At 69.8% G+C, this 20,976-nt stretch carries 22 protein-coding genes; 6 read left to right on the top strand and 16 right to left on the bottom strand.

Going from position 1 to position 20,976, the window contains the following annotated elements; all coding sequences use genetic code 11:
- The first annotated feature begins 6 nt into the window (after window positions 1-6).
- Entirely contained in the window at window positions 7-1,662 is a 1,656-nt protein-coding gene (locus ACT541_RS01360; RefSeq protein WP_476133683.1) for a heme biosynthesis HemY N-terminal domain-containing protein, read from the top strand.
- Here the strand turns inward: ACT541_RS01360 and ACT541_RS01355 are convergent.
- Entirely contained in the window at window positions 1,631-2,431 is an 801-nt protein-coding gene (locus tag ACT541_RS01355; RefSeq protein ID WP_476133682.1) for an arylamine N-acetyltransferase family protein, read from the bottom strand. The genes ACT541_RS01360 and ACT541_RS01355 overlap by 32 nt on opposite strands.
- A 107-nt stretch (window positions 2,432-2,538) precedes the next feature.
- On the opposite strand from ACT541_RS01355, the gene ACT541_RS01350 reads away from it, so the two are divergent.
- A complete protein-coding gene (locus tag ACT541_RS01350; protein WP_476133681.1) occupies window positions 2,539-3,969 on the top strand; it encodes an aminotransferase-like domain-containing protein in 1,431 nt (476 codons plus the stop codon).
- 94 nt (window positions 3,970-4,063) lie between these two features.
- Here the strand turns inward: ACT541_RS01350 and ACT541_RS01345 are convergent, their stop codons facing one another.
- The 8 genes from ACT541_RS01345 to ACT541_RS01310 all read right to left on the bottom strand — a co-directional run bounded on the left by ACT541_RS01345 (window position 4,064) and on the right by ACT541_RS01310 (window position 10,730).
- Window positions 4,064-4,537: a DUF1097 domain-containing protein gene (locus tag ACT541_RS01345; protein ID WP_476133680.1), complete on the bottom strand. Its 474-nt coding sequence runs from the start codon at window positions 4,535-4,537 to the stop codon at window positions 4,064-4,066.
- Between the two features lie 465 nt (window positions 4,538-5,002).
- Entirely contained in the window at window positions 5,003-5,383 is a 381-nt protein-coding gene (rplS, locus tag ACT541_RS01340; protein WP_476133678.1) for a 50S ribosomal protein L19, read from the bottom strand.
- Window positions 5,384-5,481: 98 nt separating this feature from the next.
- Window positions 5,482-6,201: a tRNA (guanosine(37)-N1)-methyltransferase TrmD gene (gene trmD / locus ACT541_RS01335; RefSeq protein ID WP_476133676.1), complete on the bottom strand. Its 720-nt coding sequence runs from the start codon at window positions 6,199-6,201 to the stop codon at window positions 5,482-5,484.
- Entirely contained in the window at window positions 6,198-6,767 is a 570-nt protein-coding gene (rimM, locus tag ACT541_RS01330) for a ribosome maturation factor RimM (protein WP_476133675.1), read from the bottom strand. Before rimM ends, trmD begins: the two co-directional genes overlap by 4 nt.
- 32 nt (window positions 6,768-6,799) lie before the next feature.
- Window positions 6,800-7,153, bottom strand: coding sequence for a 30S ribosomal protein S16 (gene rpsP, locus ACT541_RS01325; protein WP_476133673.1), 354 nt, complete (start codon window positions 7,151-7,153; stop codon window positions 6,800-6,802).
- 123 nt (window positions 7,154-7,276) lie between these two features.
- Window positions 7,277-8,782 (bottom strand): signal recognition particle protein, encoded by a 1,506-nt coding sequence (gene ffh, locus ACT541_RS01320; RefSeq protein WP_476133671.1) that lies wholly within the window; start codon window positions 8,780-8,782, stop codon window positions 7,277-7,279.
- A 262-nt stretch (window positions 8,783-9,044) separates the two neighbouring features.
- Window positions 9,045-10,019, bottom strand: a complete 975-nt coding sequence (locus tag ACT541_RS01315) for a GyrI-like domain-containing protein (protein ID WP_476133669.1) — start codon at window positions 10,017-10,019, stop codon at window positions 9,045-9,047.
- Window positions 10,020-10,115: 96 nt separating this feature from the next.
- Window positions 10,116-10,730: a class I SAM-dependent methyltransferase gene (locus tag ACT541_RS01310; RefSeq protein WP_476133668.1), complete on the bottom strand. Its 615-nt coding sequence runs from the start codon at window positions 10,728-10,730 to the stop codon at window positions 10,116-10,118.
- Window positions 10,731-10,827: 97 nt separating this feature from the next.
- On the opposite strand from ACT541_RS01310, the gene dapF reads away from it, so the two are divergent.
- The 3 genes from dapF to ftsY are packed head-to-tail and all read left to right on the top strand — an operon-like array spanning window position 10,828 to window position 14,157.
- Window positions 10,828-11,718, top strand: coding sequence for a diaminopimelate epimerase (dapF, locus tag ACT541_RS01305; protein WP_476133666.1), 891 nt, complete (start codon window positions 10,828-10,830; stop codon window positions 11,716-11,718).
- Window positions 11,715-13,007 (top strand): tRNA (N(6)-L-threonylcarbamoyladenosine(37)-C(2))-methylthiotransferase MtaB, encoded by a 1,293-nt coding sequence (gene mtaB, locus ACT541_RS01300; RefSeq protein ID WP_476133665.1) that lies wholly within the window; start codon window positions 11,715-11,717, stop codon window positions 13,005-13,007. Before dapF ends, mtaB begins: the two co-directional genes overlap by 4 nt.
- Before the next feature lies 1 nt (window position 13,008).
- Entirely contained in the window at window positions 13,009-14,157 is a 1,149-nt protein-coding gene (gene ftsY, locus ACT541_RS01295) for a signal recognition particle-docking protein FtsY (RefSeq protein WP_476133663.1), read from the top strand.
- A 46-nt stretch (window positions 14,158-14,203) separates the two neighbouring features.
- Here ftsY and ACT541_RS01290 read toward each other — a convergent pair whose 3' ends face one another.
- Window positions 14,204-14,611: a carboxymuconolactone decarboxylase family protein gene (locus ACT541_RS01290; protein WP_476133661.1), complete on the bottom strand. Its 408-nt coding sequence runs from the start codon at window positions 14,609-14,611 to the stop codon at window positions 14,204-14,206.
- 7 nt (window positions 14,612-14,618) lie between these two features.
- Window positions 14,619-15,194 carry an AprI/Inh family metalloprotease inhibitor gene (locus ACT541_RS01285; protein ID WP_476133659.1) on the bottom strand — a complete coding sequence of 192 codons (576 nt, stop codon included), beginning with the start codon at window positions 15,192-15,194 and terminating at the stop codon, window positions 14,619-14,621.
- A gap of 243 nt (window positions 15,195-15,437) precedes the next feature.
- Here ACT541_RS01285 and ACT541_RS01280 point away from each other — a divergent pair, with 243 nt between their 5' ends.
- On the top strand, window positions 15,438-16,022 hold the full coding sequence (locus tag ACT541_RS01280; protein ID WP_476133657.1) for a GNAT family N-acetyltransferase: 585 nt from the start codon (window positions 15,438-15,440) through the stop codon (window positions 16,020-16,022).
- 79 nt (window positions 16,023-16,101) lie between these two features.
- On the opposite strand, the gene ACT541_RS01275 is transcribed toward ACT541_RS01280, so the two are convergent.
- From ACT541_RS01275 to ACT541_RS01255, 5 genes are all read right to left on the bottom strand, one after another.
- Window positions 16,102-16,881 carry a succinate dehydrogenase iron-sulfur subunit gene (locus ACT541_RS01275; protein ID WP_476133655.1) on the bottom strand — a complete coding sequence of 260 codons (780 nt, stop codon included), beginning with the start codon at window positions 16,879-16,881 and terminating at the stop codon, window positions 16,102-16,104.
- 72 nt (window positions 16,882-16,953) lie between these two features.
- Window positions 16,954-18,780 (bottom strand): succinate dehydrogenase flavoprotein subunit, encoded by a 1,827-nt coding sequence (gene sdhA, locus ACT541_RS01270; protein ID WP_476133653.1) that lies wholly within the window; start codon window positions 18,778-18,780, stop codon window positions 16,954-16,956.
- A gap of 4 nt (window positions 18,781-18,784) precedes the next feature.
- Entirely contained in the window at window positions 18,785-19,159 is a 375-nt protein-coding gene (gene sdhD, locus ACT541_RS01265) for a succinate dehydrogenase, hydrophobic membrane anchor protein (RefSeq protein ID WP_476133651.1), read from the bottom strand.
- A 10-nt stretch (window positions 19,160-19,169) separates the two neighbouring features.
- On the bottom strand, window positions 19,170-19,580 hold the full coding sequence (gene sdhC, locus ACT541_RS01260; RefSeq protein WP_476133650.1) for a succinate dehydrogenase, cytochrome b556 subunit: 411 nt from the start codon (window positions 19,578-19,580) through the stop codon (window positions 19,170-19,172).
- Between the two features lie 270 nt (window positions 19,581-19,850).
- A complete protein-coding gene (locus tag ACT541_RS01255; protein ID WP_476133649.1) occupies window positions 19,851-20,903 on the bottom strand; it encodes a MaoC family dehydratase in 1,053 nt (350 codons plus the stop codon).
- Between the last annotated feature and the right edge of the window lie 73 nt (window positions 20,904-20,976).

The raw sequence follows: 20,976 nt of genomic DNA, 5'->3' as shown, positions 1-20,976 counted from the left end.
CCGACGATGATCCGGTTGCTCGTCTTCCTCGTCGCCCTCGTCGGCCTCGCCTTCGGTTTCTCCTGGCTCGCCGATCACCCCGGCGAAGCCTCCGTCTCCTGGCTCGGCCAGCGGGTGGAGACCGACACGACCACGCTCGGCATCGGCCTCGTCGTCTTCGTCGTGGTGGTGATGATCGTCGTCGCGCTCGTCCGCGCGATCTGGAACCTGCCGGGTTCGATCGGCTCGTTCTTCGGCCGCCGCCGCCGTGACAAGGGCTGGTCGGCGCTGTCGCGCGGCATGATCGCGGTCGGCGCCGGTGATCTCGGCACTGCGGGACGTGCCGCCGGCGATGCCCGCCACCTTCTCGGCGACGAGCCGCTGGCGCTGCTGCTGGAAGCCCAGCACGCCCAGCTCCTCGGCGACCGCGGCACCGCCGAACGCGCCTTCACCGCCATGCTGGAGAAGCCCGAGACCCGGGTGCTCGGCATGCGCGGCCTCTATGTCGAGGCCGTGCGCTGGGGCGACGGCGTCGCCGCCCAGCGCTGGGCCGAGGCCGCCCATCGCGCCGCGCCGCGTCTCGCCTGGGCCGGTCAGGCCCTGGTCGAATACCGCACCCGCGGCCGCGACTGGCAGGGGGCGCTCGAGGTCGTCGACCAGAACCGCCGCAACGGCGTCATCGACAAGGCCGCCGCCCGCCGTCTGCGTGCCGTCATCCTGACCGCCGACGGTCTGGAGCGCGAGGCCTCCAAGCCCGAGATCGTCCGCGGCACCGCGCAGGAGGCCCACGGCCTCGCCCCCGATCTGGTGCCGGCGGCGACGCTCGCCGCCCGTCTCGCGGCGCGTGCCGGCGAGCTGCGCAAGGCGACCCGCATCCTGGAAGCCGCCTGGAAGGTCGCCCCGCATCCCGAGATCGCCGAGGCCTATGCCCATCTCCGGGCCGGCGACGGCGCCGCCGACCGGCTCGCCCGCGTCCGCAAGCTGATCGCGATCCGCGCCAACCACGTCGAGGGAACGCTGGCGCTCGCCCGGGCGCTGGCCGACGTCAAGGACTTCGCCGAGGCGCGCAAGGTGCTGGAGCCGGTCGTCGCCGCCGGCCCGACCCGCCGCGTCTGCCTGCTGATGGCCGAGATCGAGGACGGCTCGGGCGGCACGCCCGGCGCGGTGCGCGGCTGGCTGACCCGTGCGGTCCATGCCCGCCGCGACGCGACCTGGGTCGCCGACGGCTTCGTCTCCGACCACTGGGCGGCGATCTCGCCGGTCACCGGCCGGCTCGATGCCTTCGAATGGACGACGCCCCCGGAAGACGTCGCCGCGCTCACCTGGGACGACCCGATGGACGAGGCCGACGAGGTGCTCGCCGCCTCGGGTTCGATCGTTCCGGTCGAGACCGCGCCGCGCACGCCGCATGCGCCCGAACCGGTCGTCGAGCCGACCCCGGCGCCGAAGCCGGTGGTGGTCGAGGCCGCGGCCGAACCGGCACCGGCACCTGCGCCCGTGACGCCGACCGTGATCGAGACGCCGGCGCCGGCGCCGGTGCCTCCGCCGGCCAACGACGCCGAGCCGGTGAAGCCCGCCCGTGCCGCTTCGGCGGTCGAGCCGCAGGCCCGCCTGCCCGACGATCCGGGTCCCGACGAGGCCGAAGAGCCGGTCAAGAAGCGGCGCTTCCGCCTGTTCTCCTGAGGTCCTCGACGACGAGGCCGAATTCCTGCGCCAGGATCGCGTCCCGTTCGTCGGGCGCGATCGTCCGCGTCTCGATCCGTCCGTCGACGGCCCGCTTCAGCGTGTCGCCGACGAGCAGGGTCCGCCCGCGCTCGTTCAGCCGCACGACGACCGGCTTCTGCACGAAGATCGCGTCGGGGTGGTGCGAGTTGAGATAGTTCGCCGGGGCGAAGTCGATCCATTCCTGCGGGCTCAGATCGAAGCCGTACTGATCGGCCCAGCCGCCCTCGACCAGCGCCGAGACGACGTAGACGCCGTCCGCCTCGCGGCGCAGGCGGAAGCGCTCGCCGTCGACCTCGACCGCCTCGTCGAGGCGGTCGAGCCGCATCGGCGCGCGGATGCCCCAACTGCCGAAGCCGAGATCGCAGAGCCAGTCGACGCCGTCGAGCGTCGCGACGATCGCCATGTGGGTGCGCGGGCGGCGGACGGGGTAGAACATCGGCCGCGCCGCGACGAAGCGATGGGCGACGCCGAGTGCGGTCAGCGCCAGGGCGAAGAGCCCGTTGACCTCGTAGCAATAGCCGCCGCGACCGCGGTTCAGGATCTTGTCGGCGATCGCCTGCGGATCGAGCGAGATCTCGCGGCCCATCTGCACGTCGAGATTCTCGAAGGGCACGGTGAAGAGCTGCCGCCGCATGGCTTCCGCCAGCGCCGCCGCGTCGAAACGGGCGGGCGGCACCATGCCGATACGGTCGAACCAGCGGGAAAGGGAGAAGTTCTCGGCCTGCATCGGCGCCTCCGCTCAACGGGTCGACCGGCACGCGCCGGCCGCCCCCGTCATGGACGAAACGGCGGCGAAACTGTATGGACAGTCGACGCGTCGATGGACCTGTACAGATGACGACGGAACCGCTCTATCGCCGGATCGCCGAGACGCTGCGCCGTTCGATCGCCGCCGGCGCGCTGATGCCGGGCGACCGCATGATCTCGGCCCGCCGGCTCGCCGCGCGCGAGGGTGTCAGCCTGCCGACCGCCGTCGAGGCGCTGCGTCTCGTCGAGAGCGAGGGTCTGATCCGCGCCCGGCCGCGCTCGGGCTGGTTCGTCGCCGCCCCGCCCGGCCTCGGCCCCGGCGCCACACGCAGCGCGCCGAGCCCACGTCCGGTCGAACTCGCCGGCCTCGTCCGCCGCATCTTCGCCGACGAGCGAGTGCCGCTGGTGCCGCTCGGCGCCGCGGTGCCGGATGCCTCGTTCCTACCCGTCGACGATCTGCGCCGCCGTCTCGCCGCCACCGCACGCCGTCTCGGGCCGGCGGCCGAGGGCTACAGCCTGCCGCCCGGCCGGCTCGACCTGCGCCGCCGCATCGCGCTTTCCGCAGCGGCGGCCGGCTGTCCGCTCGATCCGGGCGAGATCGTGGTGACGACCGGCGCCACCCAGGCGGTCCATCTGGCGCTCGCGGCCACGACGCGGCCGGGCGACGTCGTCGCGGTCGAGAGTCCGACCTATTTCGGCACGCTGCTGGCGCTGGAGCGGCTGGGGCTCTCGGCACTCGAGATCGCCACCGATCCCGCGACCGGCATCGACGTCGACGCGCTCGAACGGGCGATCGCGGCGCATCGGCCGGCGGCGGTCGTCGTCTCGCCGACGGTGCAGAACCCGACCGGCGCGATCATGCCGGCGGACGCCCGCCGCCGCCTCGCCGATCTGGCGAGCCTTCATCGCATTCCGGTGATCGAGGACGACGTCTACGGCGACCTCGCCGAGGAGCCGCGGCCAGCGCCGCTGAAGGCGCTCGACCGCGACGGCGGCATCATCCTGTGCTCGTCGGTCTCCAAGACCACCGCGCCGGGCTGGCGGATCGGCTGGATCGCCGCCGGCCGCTTCCGCGACGCGGTGCTCGACGCCCGTTTCGCCGACAGCTGGTCGGGCAATCCCCTGACGGAGGCGGCCCTCGCCGCCCATCTCGCCAGCGGCGACCACGAGCGGCATCTGCGCCGCCTGCGCACGGCGGTCGCCGGCAGCCGCCGCGCCATGGCCGCCCGCGTCGAGGCGGCCTTTCCGCAAGGCACCCGCGTCGGCAATCCGGCGGCGGGCTTCCTGCTGTGGGTGGAACTGCCCGAGGGCGTCGACGGCTGGGCACTGCACGAGCGGGCGCTCGCCGCCGGCATCGGCGTGGCGCCGGGGCGGCTCTTTTCGACCGGCGACGACTTCGGCCGTCACCTCCGGCTCAACGCCGCCAATCCGGTGGTGCCGCGGGTGCTCGAGGCGATCGACCGGCTCGGGCGGATGGCGCACGAGATCGGCGGTCGCGGCGAGGGTCCCCGGCGGTGACGACGCGCACCGGGTCTTCACGCGCGAAGGGCCCGGATCTCGCGATCCGAGCCCCATGGACGGGACATCCCCCGAGCCCGTTCCCCGCGGAGGATCAGGCCTTGGCCATCTTCTTGCCGATCGCCTCGGAGACGTAGCCGAGCGCCGCGCCGATCACCAGCGAGACCAGGATCATCCCCGCCTTGGTGGTGAGGGCGGAGCCGCCGTTGGCGCCGAACCAGGTCGCCGCGCCGAAGAAGGCGCCGGGGATGAAGCCGAACAGCGGGATGTTGGCCTGCAGGACCATCAGGCCGGCGGCCACGCCGACGATGACGGCGAGGACGAGGATGTTGCCGCCCCCGACGAGGCCGAACAGCAGCAGGGCGAGAAAGGCCCAGATCGCACCGCTGAGGTTGCCGGCCAGCGCCTTCTTCAGGCCGTCGAGACCACCGCCGGCCGCGTAGAAGGATCCCCAACCGATGACGCCGGCCCAGACGACGAGATCCAGGCTCGGAATTCCGATCGCGACATAGACCCAACCGATCACCAGGACGGTGATGCTGACTGCCAGAGAAACCAACAGGTTCATCGCAATTCCCCCTTGTTCCGACCCGACTTCGATCATTCGAGCGAACATGGGACGATCGGCGCACAACTGCACGCCGACGATCTCGCTCGAGAAGTCGTTGGTTCGTTGCGTAGACGCTACCGACAAAGTCTCATCGGCCGTGCGACGAAGACGTCGCGCGACTGACATCGCGGCCGATTTCGGCCGTTGTCTTCGGCAGTGCTACGGTGCGGACGCTATGAGCGAATATTGGGTGGGGCCATAGGACGAAGGTACAGAATAATCGACATGAAATGTCTTTGGACGATTTGACACACCCGCACGATTATTGGACCGATCCGGAGGGCTGGAACGTGTCCACGCACGATCGGCGGTCGTCGGAGCCTAGGCGCTCGGTCGAACACGACGGCGCAAAAAAGAAGAGAGGCCGGCGAACCGGCCTCTCCCTGTCGAATTTGTTCTGCGGCGACGAGATCGCCCGCCCGATCACTCGGCGGCGGCGGGCTTCTTGTCCTGGCGCTCGACGATGCGGGCCGCCTTGCCGGTCAGGCCGCGCAGGTAATAGAGCTTGGCGCGACGCACCTTGCCGCGACGGACGACGTCGACCGACTCGATCAGGGGGGTGTAGACCGGGAACACGCGCTCCACGCCCTCGCCGTAGGAGATCTTGCGGACGGTGAAGGACTCGTTGATGCCGGCGCCCGAACGGGCGATGCAGACGCCTTCGTAGGCCTGCACGCGGGTGCGGTTGCCTTCGACGACGCGCACGTTGACGCGGACGGTATCGCCCGGCTGGAAGGCCGGGAGGGTGCGCTTCTCGGCGATGACCGCAGCCTGTTCGGCTTCGAGCTGTTCGATGATGTTCATGGGTACCACCTGTTCGGAATTTGCGTTGCCTATACTCGATGTCCGCCGCCTTGTCATGCCCTCGTTGCAGCGTCGAGGGCCGAGACGGCGCCGATTCGTCACTTTTTGTCGCCCTTGCCCTCGGTCGTCGCGGTTGCCCGCGCCGCCCAGAGGTCCGGTCGACGCTCCCGGGTGATCGCTTCGGCCTGCGTGCGCCGCCAGCGCGCGATGGCCGCGTGATTGCCCGAGGCGAGTACCTCCGGAATGCCGCGCTCCTCCCAGACCTGCGGTCGGGTGTAGTGCGGGTATTCCAGGAGCCCGGTCTCGAAACTCTCTTCCGATCCGGACTCCGTCTTGCCCATCACCCCCGGCAGAAGGCGGACGATCGCGTCGAGCACGACCATCGCCGCCGTCTCTCCGCCGGAGAGAACATAGTCGCCGACCGAGACCTCCAGGAGGTTCCGCCCGTCGATCACCCGCTGGTCGACCCCTTCGAACCGACCACAGAGGATCACCACGCCGGGCCCCTCCGCGAGTTCGCGGACGAAGCCTTGCGTCAACGGCCGACCGCGCGGGCTCATCAGGAGCCGCGGACGTTCGTCCGTCGCCACCGAGTCCAGCGCCCGGCCGACCACGTCGGCGCGGAGCACCATGCCCGGTCCACCGCCCGCCGGCGTGTCGTCGACGTTGCGGTGACGACCCTCGGCGAAGTCCCGGATCTGCACCGTCGCGAGCGACCAGATGCCGTTGTCGAGCCCCTTGCCGGCGAGTGCCGTACCGAGCGGCCCGGGGAACATCTCCGGGTAGAGCGTGAGCACCGTGGCGGAAAATCCGGTCACGGCTCCTCACGCTCCGCGTCTCTGGCCTCGCCGCCGTCCTCGCCCGGTTCGGGCTCGGCCGCGGCGAAGAAGCCCTCGGGCGGTGCGATCACCACCCGACCGCCGGCCACGTCCACCACCGGCACGAAGGCCTTGGTGAAGGGCAGGTGGAAGCTCTTCGCGCCCTCGGTGCGGATCTCCAGGAGATCACCCGCACCGAAGTCGGGAACCGCGATCACCCGACCGCGCGACGTGCCGTCCGCCTCGACCGCCTCCAGGCCGATCAGGTCGGCGTGGTAGAAGGTCTCCTCGTCCTCCGTCTCCGGCAGCGCCGAACGCGGAATGAAGAGATCGCGGTTGGTGAGCCGTTCGGCCGCCGTGCGATCGGCGACCTCGTGGAACTTCACCACCAGCATGTCGCCCTGCGGGCGCAGCCGCTCCACCGTCAGCGTCCTGCCGTCGGGGAGGCTCAGCGGGCCGTAGTCGGCGACGGCATCGAGCGGGTCGGTGAAGGACTTCACCCGGACCTCGCCCTTGATGCCGTGCGCCGCGCCGACACGCCCGACGAGGATCGGTTCGTCGCTCATGACGTCTCGCCTCTCCTCGTGTCGACCACCGATCACTCGGCGGCCGCGGCCTCGGCCTTCTTGGCCTTCTCGGCGGCGCGCTCCTGGGCCTTCTTGCCCGGGACGGCCTTCTCGGGGTTCTGACGCGCTTCGCGCTTCAGCAGGCCGGCGGCGTCGAAGAAACGGGCGACGCGGTCGGTCGGCTGGGCGCCGACGGAGAGCCAGTGGGTGGCACGCTCGGCGACGATGGTGATGCGGTCGGCCGAGTCCTTGGCCAGCATCGGGTTGTAGGTGCCGATCTTCTCGATGAAGCGGCCGTCGCGCGGGGCTCGGGCGTCGGCGACGACGATGCGGTAGACCGGGCGCTTCTTGGAGCCACCACGGGCGAGACGGATCTTGAGCGACATGGGCTCGGTTCCTTTCTGATCACTTCGATTGCACGAGCCTCGGGTTGCCCCGAGGAATTCCGATGTCTCCTCTCCGCGTCTCCATCGCCGGCCTCGGGCCGTTCGACGGGGGGCGGAGAAAACTCACTTCTTGCGGAAGCCCGGGGGCAGCGGCCCCTTCGGCATTCCCATGCCCGGCATGCCGAAGCCGCCCGGCAGACCCGGCATGCCGCCGAGACCGCTACCGGGCATCGACGGCATCTGGCCGGACTTCGCCATCTCTTCTAGCTGGGCCGGGTCGATCTGCGGCATGCCGCCGCCGAGCATCGAGCCGAGGCCGCCGAACAGGCCGCCCTTCTTCTTGCCCATCATCTTCATCATGTCCGCCATCTGGCGGTGCATCTTGAGGAGCTTGTTGACGTCCTCGACGCGGGTGCCGGAGCCCGAGGCGACGCGACGCTTGCGGGAGGCCGCCAGCAGCTCGGGCTTGCGGCGCTCCTTGGCGGTCATCGAACGGATGATGGCGACCTGGCGGTCGAACACCTTCTCGTCGAGCCCGTCGAGCTGGCCCTTGAGCTTGCCCATGCCGGGGAGGAGACCCATGATCCCCTTCATGCCGCCGAGCTTCTTCATCTGCATCAGCTGATCGGCCAGATCGTCGAGGTCGAACTGACCCTTCTTCATCTTGGCGGCCATCTCGGCCGCCTTCTTGGCGTCGATCTCCTGCGCCGCCTTCTCGACCAGCGCGACGATGTCGCCCATGCCGAGGATGCGGCCGGCGATGCGGCTCGGGTCGAAGTCCTCGAGCGCATCGGCCTTTTCGCCGGTGCCGACCAGCTTGATCGGCTTGCCGGTGACCGCACGCATCGACAGCGCGGCGCCGCCGCGGCCGTCGCCGTCCATGCGGGTCAGCACGATGCCGGTGATGCCGACGCGTTCGTCGAACGACTTGGCGACGTTGACCGCGTCCTGACCGGTGAGGCTGTCCGCGACGAGCAGGATCTCGTGCGGCTTGGAGATCTTCTTGATCTCCGCCATCTCGAGCATCAGCGGCTCGTCGATGTGGATGCGGCCGGCGGTGTCGAGCAGGATGACGTCGTAGCCGCCGAGGCGAGCCGCGGTCGCGGCGCGTTCGGCGATCTGGGTCGGCGACTGGCCCTCGACGATCGGCAGCGTGGCGATGCCGACCTGCTCGCCGAGCACGCGCAGCTGCTCCTGCGCCGCCGGGCGGCGGGTGTCGAGCGAGGCGGCGAGAACCTTGACGTTGTGGCGTTCCGACAGACGCTTGGCGATCTTGGCGGTCGTCGTCGTCTTGCCCGAGCCCTGCAGGCCGACCATCATGATGGCGACCGGGGCGGGCGCATGCAGGTCGATCGGCTTGGCGTCGGAGCCGAGCGTCTCGACCAGCACGTCGTGGACGATCTTGATGACCTGCTGGCCCGGCGTCACCGAGCGCAGAACCTCGTGACCGACGGCGCGGTGGCGCACCTTGTCGGTGAAGGACTTGACCACGTCGAGGGCGACGTCCGCCTCGATCAGGGCGCGACGCACCTCGCGCATCGCCTCGCCGACGTCGGCCTCCGAGAGGGCGCCGCGGCGGGTGAGCTTGTCCAGAATGCCGGAAAGGCGTTCGGAGAGCGTGTCGAACATGGGGTCTTCGTCCCTTTCGGGGGGTCTTGGTCCCGGTTGATCGCCGCAATCCCGGCGTCGAACCCCCAAACGGAAACGCGCCCGCGGGCGCATCGCGCTGGCGGACGGTGACCTCCGGGGTCTGATGGCATGCCCCGGTCGGCGGGTCGGCGACGGAGAAGTCGACGAGAATGGTGGTGTCTCTAAGCGAGACGGGCGCGAGAGTCAACGCACCCGTCGACGCGTCCGCCGCGATTTCCGGGCGAAACGGCGTCCGGCCGGCTCACTTCACCAACACCCAGACGTCGATCACGGTGCGGTCTTCCTCGGAGCCGAGGGCGTTGACGTCGTAGCGTTCGAGGATCGACTTGGCCTCGAGGCCGAGCCGGCTCATCTCGTCGTCGATGCGGGCATAGACCTCCTCGAGGTCGTCGATCGGCCCGTCGTGGCGGAACTCGAGCGCGCGGCCCGCCGGCGACTTGCCGACCTTGACGCCCTTCGGCAGCTTGGCGTCGGCCTTCGGCGGAGCGGCGAGCGGCAGCATCGCCTTGAAGCCGACGTCGTCGCTGTCGCTCTCGATGTATTCGACGAGCGGCCCCTCGGTCGGCTCCAGCCCGAGCTTCTTCGCCGCGTCCGACAACTTGTCGAACACCGAGCCGAGTTTCTCCTCGGCCTTCTCCCAGGTGGTGACGCCGGTGACGAAGAGTACCGGTTTCGCCGCGAGCACGATCTCGACCGTCGCAGGCTTCGGCGCGGCGGGCGGGGCGGGTTGCTGCGTCGTCTGAGGCGCCGGCTGGGGAACGGCCGGAGGCGGCGGCGTGGGCGCGGCTGCGGGCGGCGTGGCTTCGGCGGGCTTGGCGCCGTCGGCCGGCGGCGCGGCGGGAGCGGCGGGTGCGGGCGCGGGCTCTGCCGGCTTCGGCGTCTCGGCCGGCGGCGGGGAGGGCGGCGTCTGGCTCTGGAGGACGGGAGCCTGAGCGGGCGCCGGCAGCGGCGACGGCTTCGGCACCTCGGGTACCGCGACCGGACCGGGGCCGGGCGGAATCACGATCGGCGCGACCGGTGCGGGCGCCTGCGCGGCGAGCGGTGGGCCGCTCGGCTGCGGCACCAGCACGGGGGCGGGCGTGACGGGACGGGTGGCGAGCGGCGGCTGGGTCTCGATCGCCAGAGGAACGGTCTGCGCGCCGGCTCCGCCCGTCGCCACGATCACCGCCAGCCCGAGCACCATGCCGAAGTGCTTCGATCGCCCTTCGCCCGTCATCGCCGTCACTCCGCCGATCCGGCCGTCCCGAATCGCCCGAACCATCGCACGCGGCGGGCCGCGCGACGAGGGGGCTTCCCGCCCGATTTCGCGGCGTCAGCCTAGACGACGGGGCATTTCGCGCGCCCAGGGGTGGCTCGGTCCGACCGCGGCGATGCGCTGCACCACCTTGTCGCCCTGCGCCCCCGTCGCCGCCGCCGGCAACTCGCCCTGCTCGTAGGCGACGATCACCAGCCCCTCGGTCAGCGCCGGCGAGAGCAGCTCGTTCGGTGCCAGCAGGAACTGCGGGTTCGACGGCTTGCCGTGGCGCTCCTGGCCGAGCGAGAAGGTCTCGTAGATCAGCACGCCGTCGTCGGCGAGCCGCGACCGCAGCACTGGGAAGAGCGGGCGGAAGAGATAGTTGGTCACCACGATGCCGGCGAAGCGGCGATCGGCGGCGAGCGGCAGGTCGACCCCGCCCGGCCCCTCGAGGTCGTGGGAGAGGATCTCGACGCGGGGATCGCCCGAAAGATCGGCGAGGCCGGAGACGTCGCGATCGATCGCCACGACCGGATGGCCGCCGGCGAGCGCCGCCCTCAGATGCCGTCCGGCGCCGCAGGCGAGATCGAGCACGGTGCCGCCCGCCGGCACGCCCTCGAGGAACCGCGTCACCCAGTCCGACGGCCGCCCGTGGCCGTGCGGGTTGACCATCGTCACCGCAACATCGCTCATCTGTCGCCTCGCACTGGTCTTTTCGACCGAGTTTCGCCATATGTGATGCGACCGGCGCCCGCAAGACTGCAGAGCGCGCCGCATCTCCGGAGCGACCATGACGACCGCGATCCCCTTTCGCAAGATGAACGGGCTCGGCAACGACTTCCTGGTGTTCGACGCGCGCGGCGGCGCCCCACGTCTGACGTCGGAGGAAATCGCCCGTCTCGGCGATCGGAAGACCGGTATCGGCTTCGATCAGATGATCACCATCGAGCGTTCCGGCGCCGGGGCCGACGCCTTCATGCGGATCGACAACGCCGACGGCGGCGAGGTCTCGGCCTGCGGCAATGCGACCCGGTGCATCGGCTGGGTGCTGATGCAGGAGAAGGACAAGGCGTCCGTCACCATCGAGACCCGCGCCGGGCTGCTCTATGCGTCGGACGCCGGCGAGCCCGAGCTCGTCACCGTCGACATGGGCGAGCCGCGGCTGAAGTGGCAGGAGATCCCGCTCTCCGAGCCCTTCGCCGACACCCGCGCCATCGAGCTGCAGATCGGCCCGATCGACGCGCCGATCCTGCATTCGCCCTCGGTCGTGTCGATGGGCAACCCGCACGCGATCTTCTTCGTCGACGACATCGAGATCTACGACCTCGCGGCGATCGGCCCGATGCTCGAGCATCACCCGATCTTCCCCGAGCGCGCCAACATCTCGCTGGCCCAGGTGACGAGCGACGAGAGCCTGATCCTCAGGGTGTGGGAACGCGGCGCCGGCCTCACGCGGGCCTGCGGCACGGGCGCCTGCGCCGCCGCCGTCGCCGCCCACCGCACGCGGCGCACCGGTCGCCGCGTCCGCGTGTCGCTGCCCGGCGGCGATCTCCTGATCCATTGGCGCCCCGAGGACGGTCACGTCATGATGACCGGCCCGGTCGAGACCGAGTTCGAGGGCGTGCTCGATCGCGACACCCTGACCTGGACGCGGGCACCGGCCCGAGGAGCAGCGGAGTGAGCGTCGAGCTGGTCACGCTGGGTTGCCGTCTCAACACGGCGGAATCCGAGACCATGCGCGAGCAGGCGCGTGCCGCGGGGCTGGACGACGTCGTCATCGTCAACACCTGCGCGGTGACGGCGGAAGCCGTGCGCCAGGCCCGCCAGACCATCCGCCGCGCCCGCCGCGACAATCCCAAGGCCCGTATCGTCGTGACCGGCTGCGCCGCCCAGGTCCAGCCGGAGACCTTCGCCGAGATGGGCGAGGTCGATCTGGTGATCGGCAACGACACCAAGCTCGAGGCCTCGTCGTGGTCGGCGCTGGCCGACTTCGGCATCTCCGAGAGCGAGAAGGTCCGCGTCAACGACATCTTCGAGGTCCGCGAGACGGCCGAGCACATGGTGCACGGCTTCGCCGAGCACACCCGCGCCTTCGTCCAGGTGCAGAACGGCTGCGACCATCGCTGCACCTTCTGCATCATCCCCTACGGTCGCGGCAATTCGCGCTCGGTGCCGGCCGGCGCCGTGGTCGAGCAGGTCCGCACCCTGGTCGAGCGCGGCTATCGCGAAGTGGTGCTGACCGGCGTCGACATCACCTCCTGGGGTGGCGATCTGCCGGGCACGCCGAAGCTCGGCCGCCTCGTCGGCCAGCTGCTGCGCGGCGTCGAGGGGCTCGAGCGGCTGCGCATCTCCTCGATCGACAGCGTCGAGGCCGATCCAGAACTGATCGAGCTGATCGGCGCGGAAAAGCGGCTGATGCCGCATCTCCACCTGTCGCTCCAGTCGGGCGACGACATGATCCTCAAGCGGATGAAGCGTCGCCACAGCCGCGACGATGCCGTCCGCTTCTGTGCCGACGTCCGCGCCCGCCGCCCCGACATCGTCTTCGGCGCCGACCTCATCGCCGGCTTCCCGACCGAGACGGACGAGATGTTCGAAGGCTCCCTGCGGCTGATCGAGGATTGCGGCCTGACCTTCACCCACGTCTTCCCGTTCTCGGCCCGCCCCGGCACCCCGGCGGCGCGCATGCCGCAGCTCGCCAAGACCATCGTCAAGGAACGCGCCGCCCGTCTGCGTGCGGCCGGTGAGGCGGCGCTCGCCCGCGCCCTCGACGCCGAGGTCGGCCGCATCGACCGCGTGCTGATCGAGAAGGCCGACCAGGGCCACACCGAACGCTTCTTCCCCGTGCGCGTCGACGCGGCCGGGGTCTCCAATCTGCCGATCGGCGACATCGTGCCCGTGCGGGTCGTCGGCCATGCCGACGGCGTGCTCCGGGCCGTCGCCCTCCCCATCGATGACGTGAAGGCGTGACATGAGCGAGAACGAGAAGCGCGGCCTGTTCGGTCGCCTGTTCGGCAAGGCCGCCCCCGAGGCGACCCCGGCCATCGCGCCCGTCCCGCCCGCCACGGAGCCGGCACCCGCCGAGGAAGCGGTCGAGGTGGTGGAGGACGTCGTCGTGGAGATCGCCGCGGCGCCCGCTCCGGCCGCGCTCGACATCACGACGGCCGCTCCGGTCGATCTGGCGCCGGCCGCGGCGCCGAAGCTGTCGTGGTGGCAGAAGCTCAAGTCCGGCCTCGGCCGCACCTCCTCGGCGCTGACCACCGGCATCGGCGCGATCTTCACCAAGCGCCGTCTCGACGAGGCGACGCTGGAAGAGCTCGAGGACGTGCTGATCCAGGCCGATCTCGGCCTCGCCACCGCCATGCGCATCACCGACGTGCTGCGCCGCGACCGTTTCGACAAGGAGATCGGCGACGACGAGGTCCGCGCCATCCTGGCGTCCGAGATCGAGAAGGTCCTCGCCCCCGTGGCGAAGCCGCTGGTGATCGACGGACCGGCGAAGCCGCACGTCGTCCTCGTCGTCGGCGTCAACGGCTCGGGCAAGACCACGACCATCGGCAAGCTCGCGATGAAGCTCGCTCGTGAGGGTAAGAAGGTCACGCTCGCCGCCGGCGACACGTTCCGCGCCGCCGCGATCGAGCAGCTGAAGATCTGGGGCGCCCGCACCGGCGCCACCGTCATCGCCCGCGAGCCCGGGGCGGACGCCGCCGGCCTCGCCTTCGACGCGCTGGTGGCGGCGAAGGAGAACGGCTCCGACGTGGTGGTGATCGACACCGCCGGACGGCTGCAGAATCGCACCGAGCTGATGGCCGAGCTCGAGAAGATCGTCCGCGTCATCAAGAAGAACGATCCGACCGCGCCGCACGACGTCGTCCTGACGCTCGACGCCACGACCGGTCAGAACGCGGTCACCCAGGTCGAGATCTTCGGCCGGGTCGCCGGCGTCACCGGCCTCGTGATGACCAAGCTCGACGGCACCGCCCGCGGCGGCATCCTGGTCGCGGTCGCCGAGAAGTTCGGCCTGCCGGTTCACTTCATCGGCGTCGGCGAGGGCGTCGAGGATCTCGAACCCTTCGACGCGGCCGACTTCGCCCGCGCGCTGGCGGGGCTCGAGCACTGAGAGCGGACAATGTCGTCGCGTCTGGGAAGTCGCTCCCGCCCCGGGCTCAGGCGCCCGGCGGGGTGCGGAAGCGCTCGTCGACCTCGACGCCGAGGGCGGTGACGAGACGATTGGTCTCCGCCGCCATGCCGACCACCGACACCAGCTCCATGAACTGCGCCTCGGTCATGCCCTTGGCGCGGGCGGATGCCGTGTGGGTGTGGATGCAGTAGTCGCAGCCGTGGGCGATCGAGACGGCGACGTAGATCATCTCCTTGACGAGCGGATCGATCGTGCCGGGGCCCATCACCTGTTTCAGGCTCTCCCAGGTGCGCCGGAGCGTGACGGGATCATGGGCGAGCGCCCGCCAGAAGTCGTTGACGTAGTCCGTCTTGCGGGTGGCGCGGATCTCGGCGAAGACGGCGGCCGCCTCGCTCGAGAGTTCGTCGTCGGAAAGCAGCCGGACGGTCGCCATGAGGCCCTCAGCGCGACAGGGAGATCCCTTGGGCGGTGGCGGTCTTGCCGGCGAACTTCTCGCCGCCGGCGTTGACCAGCGTCGCCACGGTCGAGCCGTCGGAGCCCTTCAGCGTGACCGTCTTGCCCTCGAGGTTCCAGGCCGAGATCTTCTGGAGTTCCAGCGTGTTGCAGCCGCGGGTGGTGGCGCGGTAGCCGCCGGCCCAGCTGGTCAGGTTCATGAAGAGCTGGCAGTTGTCGCTGCCCGAGGCCATGCGCCAGCCGCCGAGCAGGTCGGTGCGGCCGATGGCCGGGGCCTTGGCGGCATCGGGGGCGGCGATCGGCGCGACCGGGGCGGCGGGGGCCGCCGGCTGGCCGGGGACCGGCGGGGCATTGGGGTCGACCGCCGCCTGGGCGCCGGGCGGCGGCAGCGGCTGGAGGGTCGCCTGGGTGACCGGTGCGGTCGGCACGGGCGTCAGCGGCTCGTAGGTCGCCGGCGCGGGTCGCGATCCGTACGAAGGACCGTCGCTCAGCCCCATGCGGGAGCAGCCGGCGAGAGCACCGGCGAGCATCACGGCAACGGCAATCCGATCGGCGCGAATCATTGCGCAGTCTCCTCGACAACTCGCCTTCTTCTACAGCGAGGCTTTCAGCGATGCGACTCTTCTCGTGCTTTCGGGCGGAATGGCGGCGTTGCGAGCACGCTCTTCGTTGCATGGCCGAGGTGTCGCTTCTGCGCCCCATACGCAAATATGCATAGCTGCCTCTTTCCAGCCTTATTGCATTGCGAGAAGTTCTTGCAGAAACATGCTGCGATGCACCATCGCGGCGGACAAGGAGCGAGACCGATGAACGCGCTTTCCGGCGGATCGATCCGCAAGCTGTGGGTGGCCGACACGGCCGCCTTCAAGGACCACCTGATGCGGCTCGATCCGTCGACCCGCCGCAACCGCTTCGGCATGGCGGCATCCGACGAGTTCGTCGCGCGCTATGCCGAGACGAGCTTCGCGCTCGACACGCTGATCCACGGCGTCTTCGTCGGCGGCGATCTGGTCGGCGTCGGCGAGCTGCGCGCCCTCGGGCGTTCGCGCACCGAGGCGGAGGCCGCCTTCTCGGTCGAGGCCGACTGGCAGGGCCGCGGCTTCGGCCAGCGCCTGATGGACCGCGTCCTGCTCGCCGCCCGCAATCGGCGGATCGAGCGGCTCTACATGAACTGCCTCGCCTCGAACGCCCAGATGCAGCGCCTCGCCCGTCGCGCCGGCGCCGATCTCGAATACGAGGGCGGCGACGTGGTCGGCCTCGTGGTGCCGCAGACCCCGACGCCGGCCTCCTGGCTGCGCGAGGCGGTGCGCGACGGCTACGGCTGGGCGAGCGCCGTCGCCGACATGCAGAAGCGGGCGAGCCCGATGCGGCTCTTCGGCCGGGCGAACTGATCGGATCCGATCTCCTCGAAAACGACGAAGGCCCCGGCGGATCCCGCCGGGGCCTTCGCGCATCGGAGCATCGAGACCGTCAGAGACGGCGCTCGATCAGCATCTTCTTGATCTCCGCGATCGCCTTGGCCGGGTTCAGACCCTTGGGGCAGGTGTTCGCGCAGTTCATGATGGTGTGGCAGCGATAGAGGCGGAAGGGATCCTCGAGGTTGTCGAGGCGGTCGCCGGTCGCTTCGTCGCGGCTGTCGATCAGCCAGCGATAGGCCTGCAGCAGGACCGCCGGGCCGAGGTAGCGGTCGCCGTTCCACCAGTAGCTCGGGCACGAGGTCGAGCACGAGGCGCACAGGATGCACTCGTAGAGACCGTCGAGCTTGGAGCGATCCTCGTGGGACTGCTTCCACTCGGTCTGCGGGGTGGGCGTGACCGTCTGCAGCCAGGGCTCGATCGAGCGATGCTGGGCGTAGAAGTTGGTCAGGTCCGGGATGAGGTCCTTGACCACCGGCATGTGCGGCAGCGGATAGACCTTCACGGCGCCCTTCACCTCGTCCATGCCCTTGGTGCAGGCGAGGGTGTTGAGGCCGTCGATGTTCATCGCGCAGGAGCCGCAGATGCCTTCGCGGCACGAGCGACGGAAGGTCAGCGTCGGGTCGATCTTGTTCTTGATGTAGATGAGACCGTCGAGCACCATCGGACCGCAGTCGTCGCGATCGATGTAGTAGGTGTCGATCTGCGGGTTGCGGCCGTCGTCGGGGGTCCAACGATAGACCTTGAATTCCTTGAGCCTGGTCGCTCCGGCGGGCTTCGGCCAAGTCTTGCCGATCTGCACCGTGGAGTTCTTCGGAAGCGTGAGCTGAACCATTGCGGTCTCACCTCTTCAGGATGATCGTCGAGGTCCGTCGGCCGCGGGGCCGACGGGTCGAAACGGGCGGGATCAGTACACGCGAGCCTTCGGCTCGATGTAGGCGATGTCCTGCGACATGGTGTAGGTGTGCACCGGACGGTCGTCGAGCTTGACCGACTTGGTCGCGCCGTCGGCCCAGGCCAGCGTGTGCTTCATCCAGTTGGCGTCGTCGCGGTTCGGATAGTCCTCGCGGGCATGCGCACCACGGCTCTCCTTGCGGGCCTCGGCCGAGTTCATGGTGACGACCGCCTGCTCGATCAGGTTCTCGAACTCGAGGGTCTCGACGAGATCCGAGTTCCAGACCAGCGAACGGTCGGTGACCTTGACGTTCGGCAGGCCTTCCCAGACCTGCTGAATGAGCTTGACGCCCTCTTCCAGAACCTCGCCGGTGCGGAACACCGCGCAGTTGTTCTGCATGGTGCGCTGCATGCCGTTGCGCAGCTCGGCGGTGGACGTCGAGCCGGCGGCCCAACGGTACTTGTCGAGGCGAGAGACGGCGAGATCGCCGGCATCGGCCGGAAGCTCCGGCTGACGGCCGTTCGGCACCACGGTCTCCTTGCAGCGCAGGCCCGCCGCGCGGCCGAAGACCACGAGGTCGGTCAGCGAGTTGGAGCCGAGACGGTTGGCGCCGTGGACGGACACGCAGGCCGCCTCGCCGATCGCCATCAGGCCCGGGACCACCGAGTCCGGATCGCCGTTCTTCTTGGTCAGCACCTCGCCGTGATAGTTCGTCGGGATGCCGCCCATGTTGTAGTGGACGGTCGGCAGGATCGGGATCGGCTCCTTGGTCAGGTCCACGCCGGCGAAGATCTTCGCCGATTCCGTGATGCCCGGCAGGCGCTCGGCCAGGATCGCCGGATCCAGGTGGCTGAGGTGCAGGTGGATGTGGTCCTTGCCCTTGCCGACGCCACGGCCTTCGCGGATCTCCATGGTGATGGAGCGCGAGACGACGTCGCGCGAGGCGAGGTCCTTGGCCGACGGCGCGTAACGCTCCATGAAGCGCTCGCCCTCGGAGTTGGTGAGATATCCGCCCTCGCCGCGCGCGCCCTCGGTGATGAGGACGCCGGCGCCGTAGATGCCGGTCGGGTGGAACTGCACGAACTCCATGTCCTGCATCGGCAGGCCGGCGCGCAGGATCATGCCGCCGCCGTCACCGGTGCAGGTGTGGGCCGAGGTGCAGGAGAAGTAGGCACGGCCGTAGCCGCCGGTCGCCAGAATGGTCTTCTGCGAACGGAAGCGATGCAGCGTGCCGTCCTCGAGGCAGAGCGCCACGACGCCGCGGCAGGCGCCGTCGGCATCCATGATCAGGTCGATGGCGAAATACTCGATGAAGAACTCCGCCGAGTGACGCAGCGACTGACCGTAGAGCGTGTGCAGGATGGCGTGGCCGGTACGGTCGGCGGCGGCGCAGGTGCGCTGGGCGATGCCCTTGCCGTAGTCCGTGGTCATGCCGCCGAACGGGCGCTGATAGATCTGGCCGCCCTCGGTGCGCGAGAAGGGCACGCCCCAGTGCTCGAGCTCGTAGACGGCGTCGGGCGCGTTGCGCACGAGGTACTCGATCGCGTCCTGGTCGCCGAGCCAGTCGGAGCCCTTGACGGTGTCGTACATGTGGAAGCGCCAGTCGTCGCGACCCATGTTGGAGAGCGAGGCGGCGATGCCGCCCTGCGCCGCGACCGTGTGCGAACGGGTCGGGAAGACCTTGGTGATGCAGGCGGTCTTGAGGCCGGCCTCGGAGGCGCCGACGACGGCGCGCAGACCCGCGCCACCGGCGCCGACCACCACCACGTCGAAGGTGTGGTCGATGAAGGAATAGGCGGCGCCGGCGGTGCCGGGAGCCTTGACGGTGTTGTCAGCCATGGTCTCAGACCCCGAACGAGAGCTTGGCGACCGCCCAGAGCGAGCCGACCACGATGAGAGCCGCGAAGAACCAGTTCAGCACGACGCAGGCGACCTTCCACGGCTCGCCGTGGACGTAGTCCTCGATGATGACCTGCATGCCGATCTTCATGTGGATCGCGCCGGCGATGATCGTCGCCGCCAGCAGGATCGCCACGAAGGGATTGGCGAGCGCGGCGCGCGCCGAGGCGTAGGGCGCGCCGGCGTGCATGACCAGGAAGACGATCAGGAAGACGCCGAGCGGAACCAGCGCGGCGGCGGTCAGCCGCTGCATCCAGTAGTCCTCGGTGCCGTACTTGGCGGAGCCGCGGCCGCGAACCTGGGAAAGGGGGGTGCGCATGGGTGTCACCTCACTTCACGGCGTAGCCGACGACCCACAGAAGGAGCGTCAGCGGCACGGAGAGGACGATGTTGAGCTTCGACAGGAAGAAGCGGGGCTTCTCCTCGAAGGCCAGTCCGAAATCCCAGATCAGGAAGCGGATGCCGCCGATCAGGTGATGGACCAGCGCCCAGGTGTAGCCGAAGAGCACCAGGCGGCCGATCCAGGAGCCGAAGACGGCCTGAGCGGTCGCGTAGGGCGCCTGACCGGCGGCGGCTGCGATCAGCCACCAGGCCAGGAGGACGGTGCCGAAGTAGAGCGCGGCGCCCGTGATTCGATGAACGACGGACATGACCATCGTCCAGGACGGCGCATAGATCTGGAGGTGCGGCGAAAGGGGGCGCTCGACCCCGGTGCCGGCTTTCGTCTGTGTCGTCGACATCGGCCTGTCTTCGATCCCTGGGAGGTTGAAGGGGCGGTCGAACCGATCACGTCCGCGGCACGATGCCGCGGCCGGTGCGGGTTCGGGCGCACGGCTGGAAGCCTTCTAACCCCTTTGGGGGCAGTGCGTCAAAACGTCCAAAGGGATGATGACACGAGCCATGACGCCGGCGCGATCCAACACCCGCACCGGTTTCGCTGCCAGAGCGTGTCAGTGCGGATGCCGAACACCGCATGGCGCCGATGCGCCCGCGGGATGGCTCGGCCCCGATCAGCGCGGCATCAGCGCCCAATAGTCGAGATCGAGGATGACGGCCGGGTCGTATTCGCCGTTCTCGAGCTTGTAGGGCAGGTCGAGGCAGGGCCTGTCCTTGGTGGCGACGAGGCGCAGGCGCAGGGCACCGACGTCGTCGCGGCCGGGCAGTTCCGCCGTCTCCAGCACTTCCGACCAGGCGAAGACGGTCAGGCCGGCGAAGAGCGGATTGACGTGGCGGCCGCCGTTGATCGCGGCGACGTGGAAGGCGTTGCCGAGCCCGTTGAAGGACAGCGCGCGGGCGAGCGAGATGACGTGGCCGCCGTAGATCAGGCGGCGGCCGAAGCGGCCCTGACCCTCGGTGTACTGGTTGAAGTGGACCTTGGCGGTGTTCTGCCAGAGCCGCGTGGCGAGCATGTGCTCGGCCTCTTCCACCGTCATGCCGTCGACGTGGTCGATGCGCTCGCCGGCCTTGTAGTCGGCAAAACGATGTCGCGAACCGGAGAGCACGTCGTCCCAGGCGTCGCGGTCGAGCAGCGGCACGGCCGAGCCGAGCTGGTCGGGCGAGAGCGCGGCGGGGAGCTCGGGGATCAGCTGTTCGGCGACGGCGGCCTTCTCGTCGGCCTTGCGCACCATGACCCAGCGCACGTAGTCGAGGACTTCCTCGCCGTGCTGGTTGTAGCCGGTCGAGCGGACGTAGACGACGCCGGTCTTGCCGTTGGAATTCTCCTTGAGGCCGATCACTTCCGACACGGTCGACAGCGTGTCGCCGGGGTAGACCGGGGCGAGGAAGCGGCAGCCGGCATAGCCGAGGTTGGCGACGGCATTGAGCGAGACGTCGGGCACGGTCTTGCCGAAGACGACGTGGAAGACCAGGAGATCGTCGACCGGGGCTTCCGGGTAGCCGATGGCGCGGGCGAAGGCGTCCGACGACTGGACGGCGAAACGCGAGCCGTAGAGCGCGGTGTAGAGCGCGACGTCGCCATGCGTGATGGTGCGCGGCGTGGCGTGCCGGATCACCTGGCCGATGCGGAAGTCTTCGAAGAAGTTGCCCGAATTGGTCTTGGACACGGCGTCTCTCCCGGCGCGCGAGGCTGCTTTTCCTCGTGAATGGACCAAGCCGAAGAGGCCGTCCATTCCGCGA

The sequence above is a fragment of the Pinisolibacter sp. DMC100 genome, assembly GCF_056313705.1.
This window is presented reverse-complemented; position numbering and strand designations above follow the sequence as displayed.

Bases quoted from the DNA above. Each gene is read 5' to 3' on its own strand.
- ftsY (WP_476133663.1), top strand. From the start codon at position 13,009: ATGAGCGAGAACGAGAAGCGCGGCCTGTTCGGTCGCCTGTTCGGCAAG.
- ACT541_RS01355 (WP_476133682.1), bottom strand. From the start codon at position 2,431: ATGCAGGCCGAGAACTTCTCCCTTTCCCGCTGGTTCGACCGTATCGGC.
- rimM (WP_476133675.1), bottom strand. From the start codon at position 6,767: ATGAGCGACGAACCGATCCTCGTCGGGCGTGTCGGCGCGGCGCACGGC.
- sdhC (WP_476133650.1), bottom strand. From the start codon at position 19,580: ATGTCGACGACACAGACGAAAGCCGGCACCGGGGTCGAGCGCCCCCTT.
- ACT541_RS01345 (WP_476133680.1), bottom strand. From the start codon at position 4,537: ATGAACCTGTTGGTTTCTCTGGCAGTCAGCATCACCGTCCTGGTGATC.
- ACT541_RS01360 (WP_476133683.1), top strand. From the start codon at position 7: ATGATCCGGTTGCTCGTCTTCCTCGTCGCCCTCGTCGGCCTCGCCTTC.
- sdhD (WP_476133651.1), bottom strand. From the start codon at position 19,159: ATGCGCACCCCCCTTTCCCAGGTTCGCGGCCGCGGCTCCGCCAAGTAC.
- ACT541_RS01275 (WP_476133655.1), bottom strand. From the start codon at position 16,881: ATGGTTCAGCTCACGCTTCCGAAGAACTCCACGGTGCAGATCGGCAAG.
- dapF (WP_476133666.1), top strand. From the start codon at position 10,828: ATGACGACCGCGATCCCCTTTCGCAAGATGAACGGGCTCGGCAACGAC.
- rpsP (WP_476133673.1), bottom strand. From the start codon at position 7,153: ATGTCGCTCAAGATCCGTCTCGCCCGTGGTGGCTCCAAGAAGCGCCCG.
- ACT541_RS01285 (WP_476133659.1), bottom strand. From the start codon at position 15,194: ATGATTCGCGCCGATCGGATTGCCGTTGCCGTGATGCTCGCCGGTGCT.
- ACT541_RS01280 (WP_476133657.1), top strand. From the start codon at position 15,438: ATGAACGCGCTTTCCGGCGGATCGATCCGCAAGCTGTGGGTGGCCGAC.
- rplS (WP_476133678.1), bottom strand. From the start codon at position 5,383: ATGAACATCATCGAACAGCTCGAAGCCGAACAGGCTGCGGTCATCGCC.
- ffh (WP_476133671.1), bottom strand. From the start codon at position 8,782: ATGTTCGACACGCTCTCCGAACGCCTTTCCGGCATTCTGGACAAGCTC.
- ACT541_RS01310 (WP_476133668.1), bottom strand. From the start codon at position 10,730: ATGAGCGATGTTGCGGTGACGATGGTCAACCCGCACGGCCACGGGCGG.
- ACT541_RS01315 (WP_476133669.1), bottom strand. From the start codon at position 10,019: ATGACGGGCGAAGGGCGATCGAAGCACTTCGGCATGGTGCTCGGGCTG.
- ACT541_RS01290 (WP_476133661.1), bottom strand. From the start codon at position 14,611: ATGGCGACCGTCCGGCTGCTTTCCGACGACGAACTCTCGAGCGAGGCG.
- sdhA (WP_476133653.1), bottom strand. From the start codon at position 18,780: ATGGCTGACAACACCGTCAAGGCTCCCGGCACCGCCGGCGCCGCCTAT.
- ACT541_RS01350 (WP_476133681.1), top strand. From the start codon at position 2,539: ATGACGACGGAACCGCTCTATCGCCGGATCGCCGAGACGCTGCGCCGT.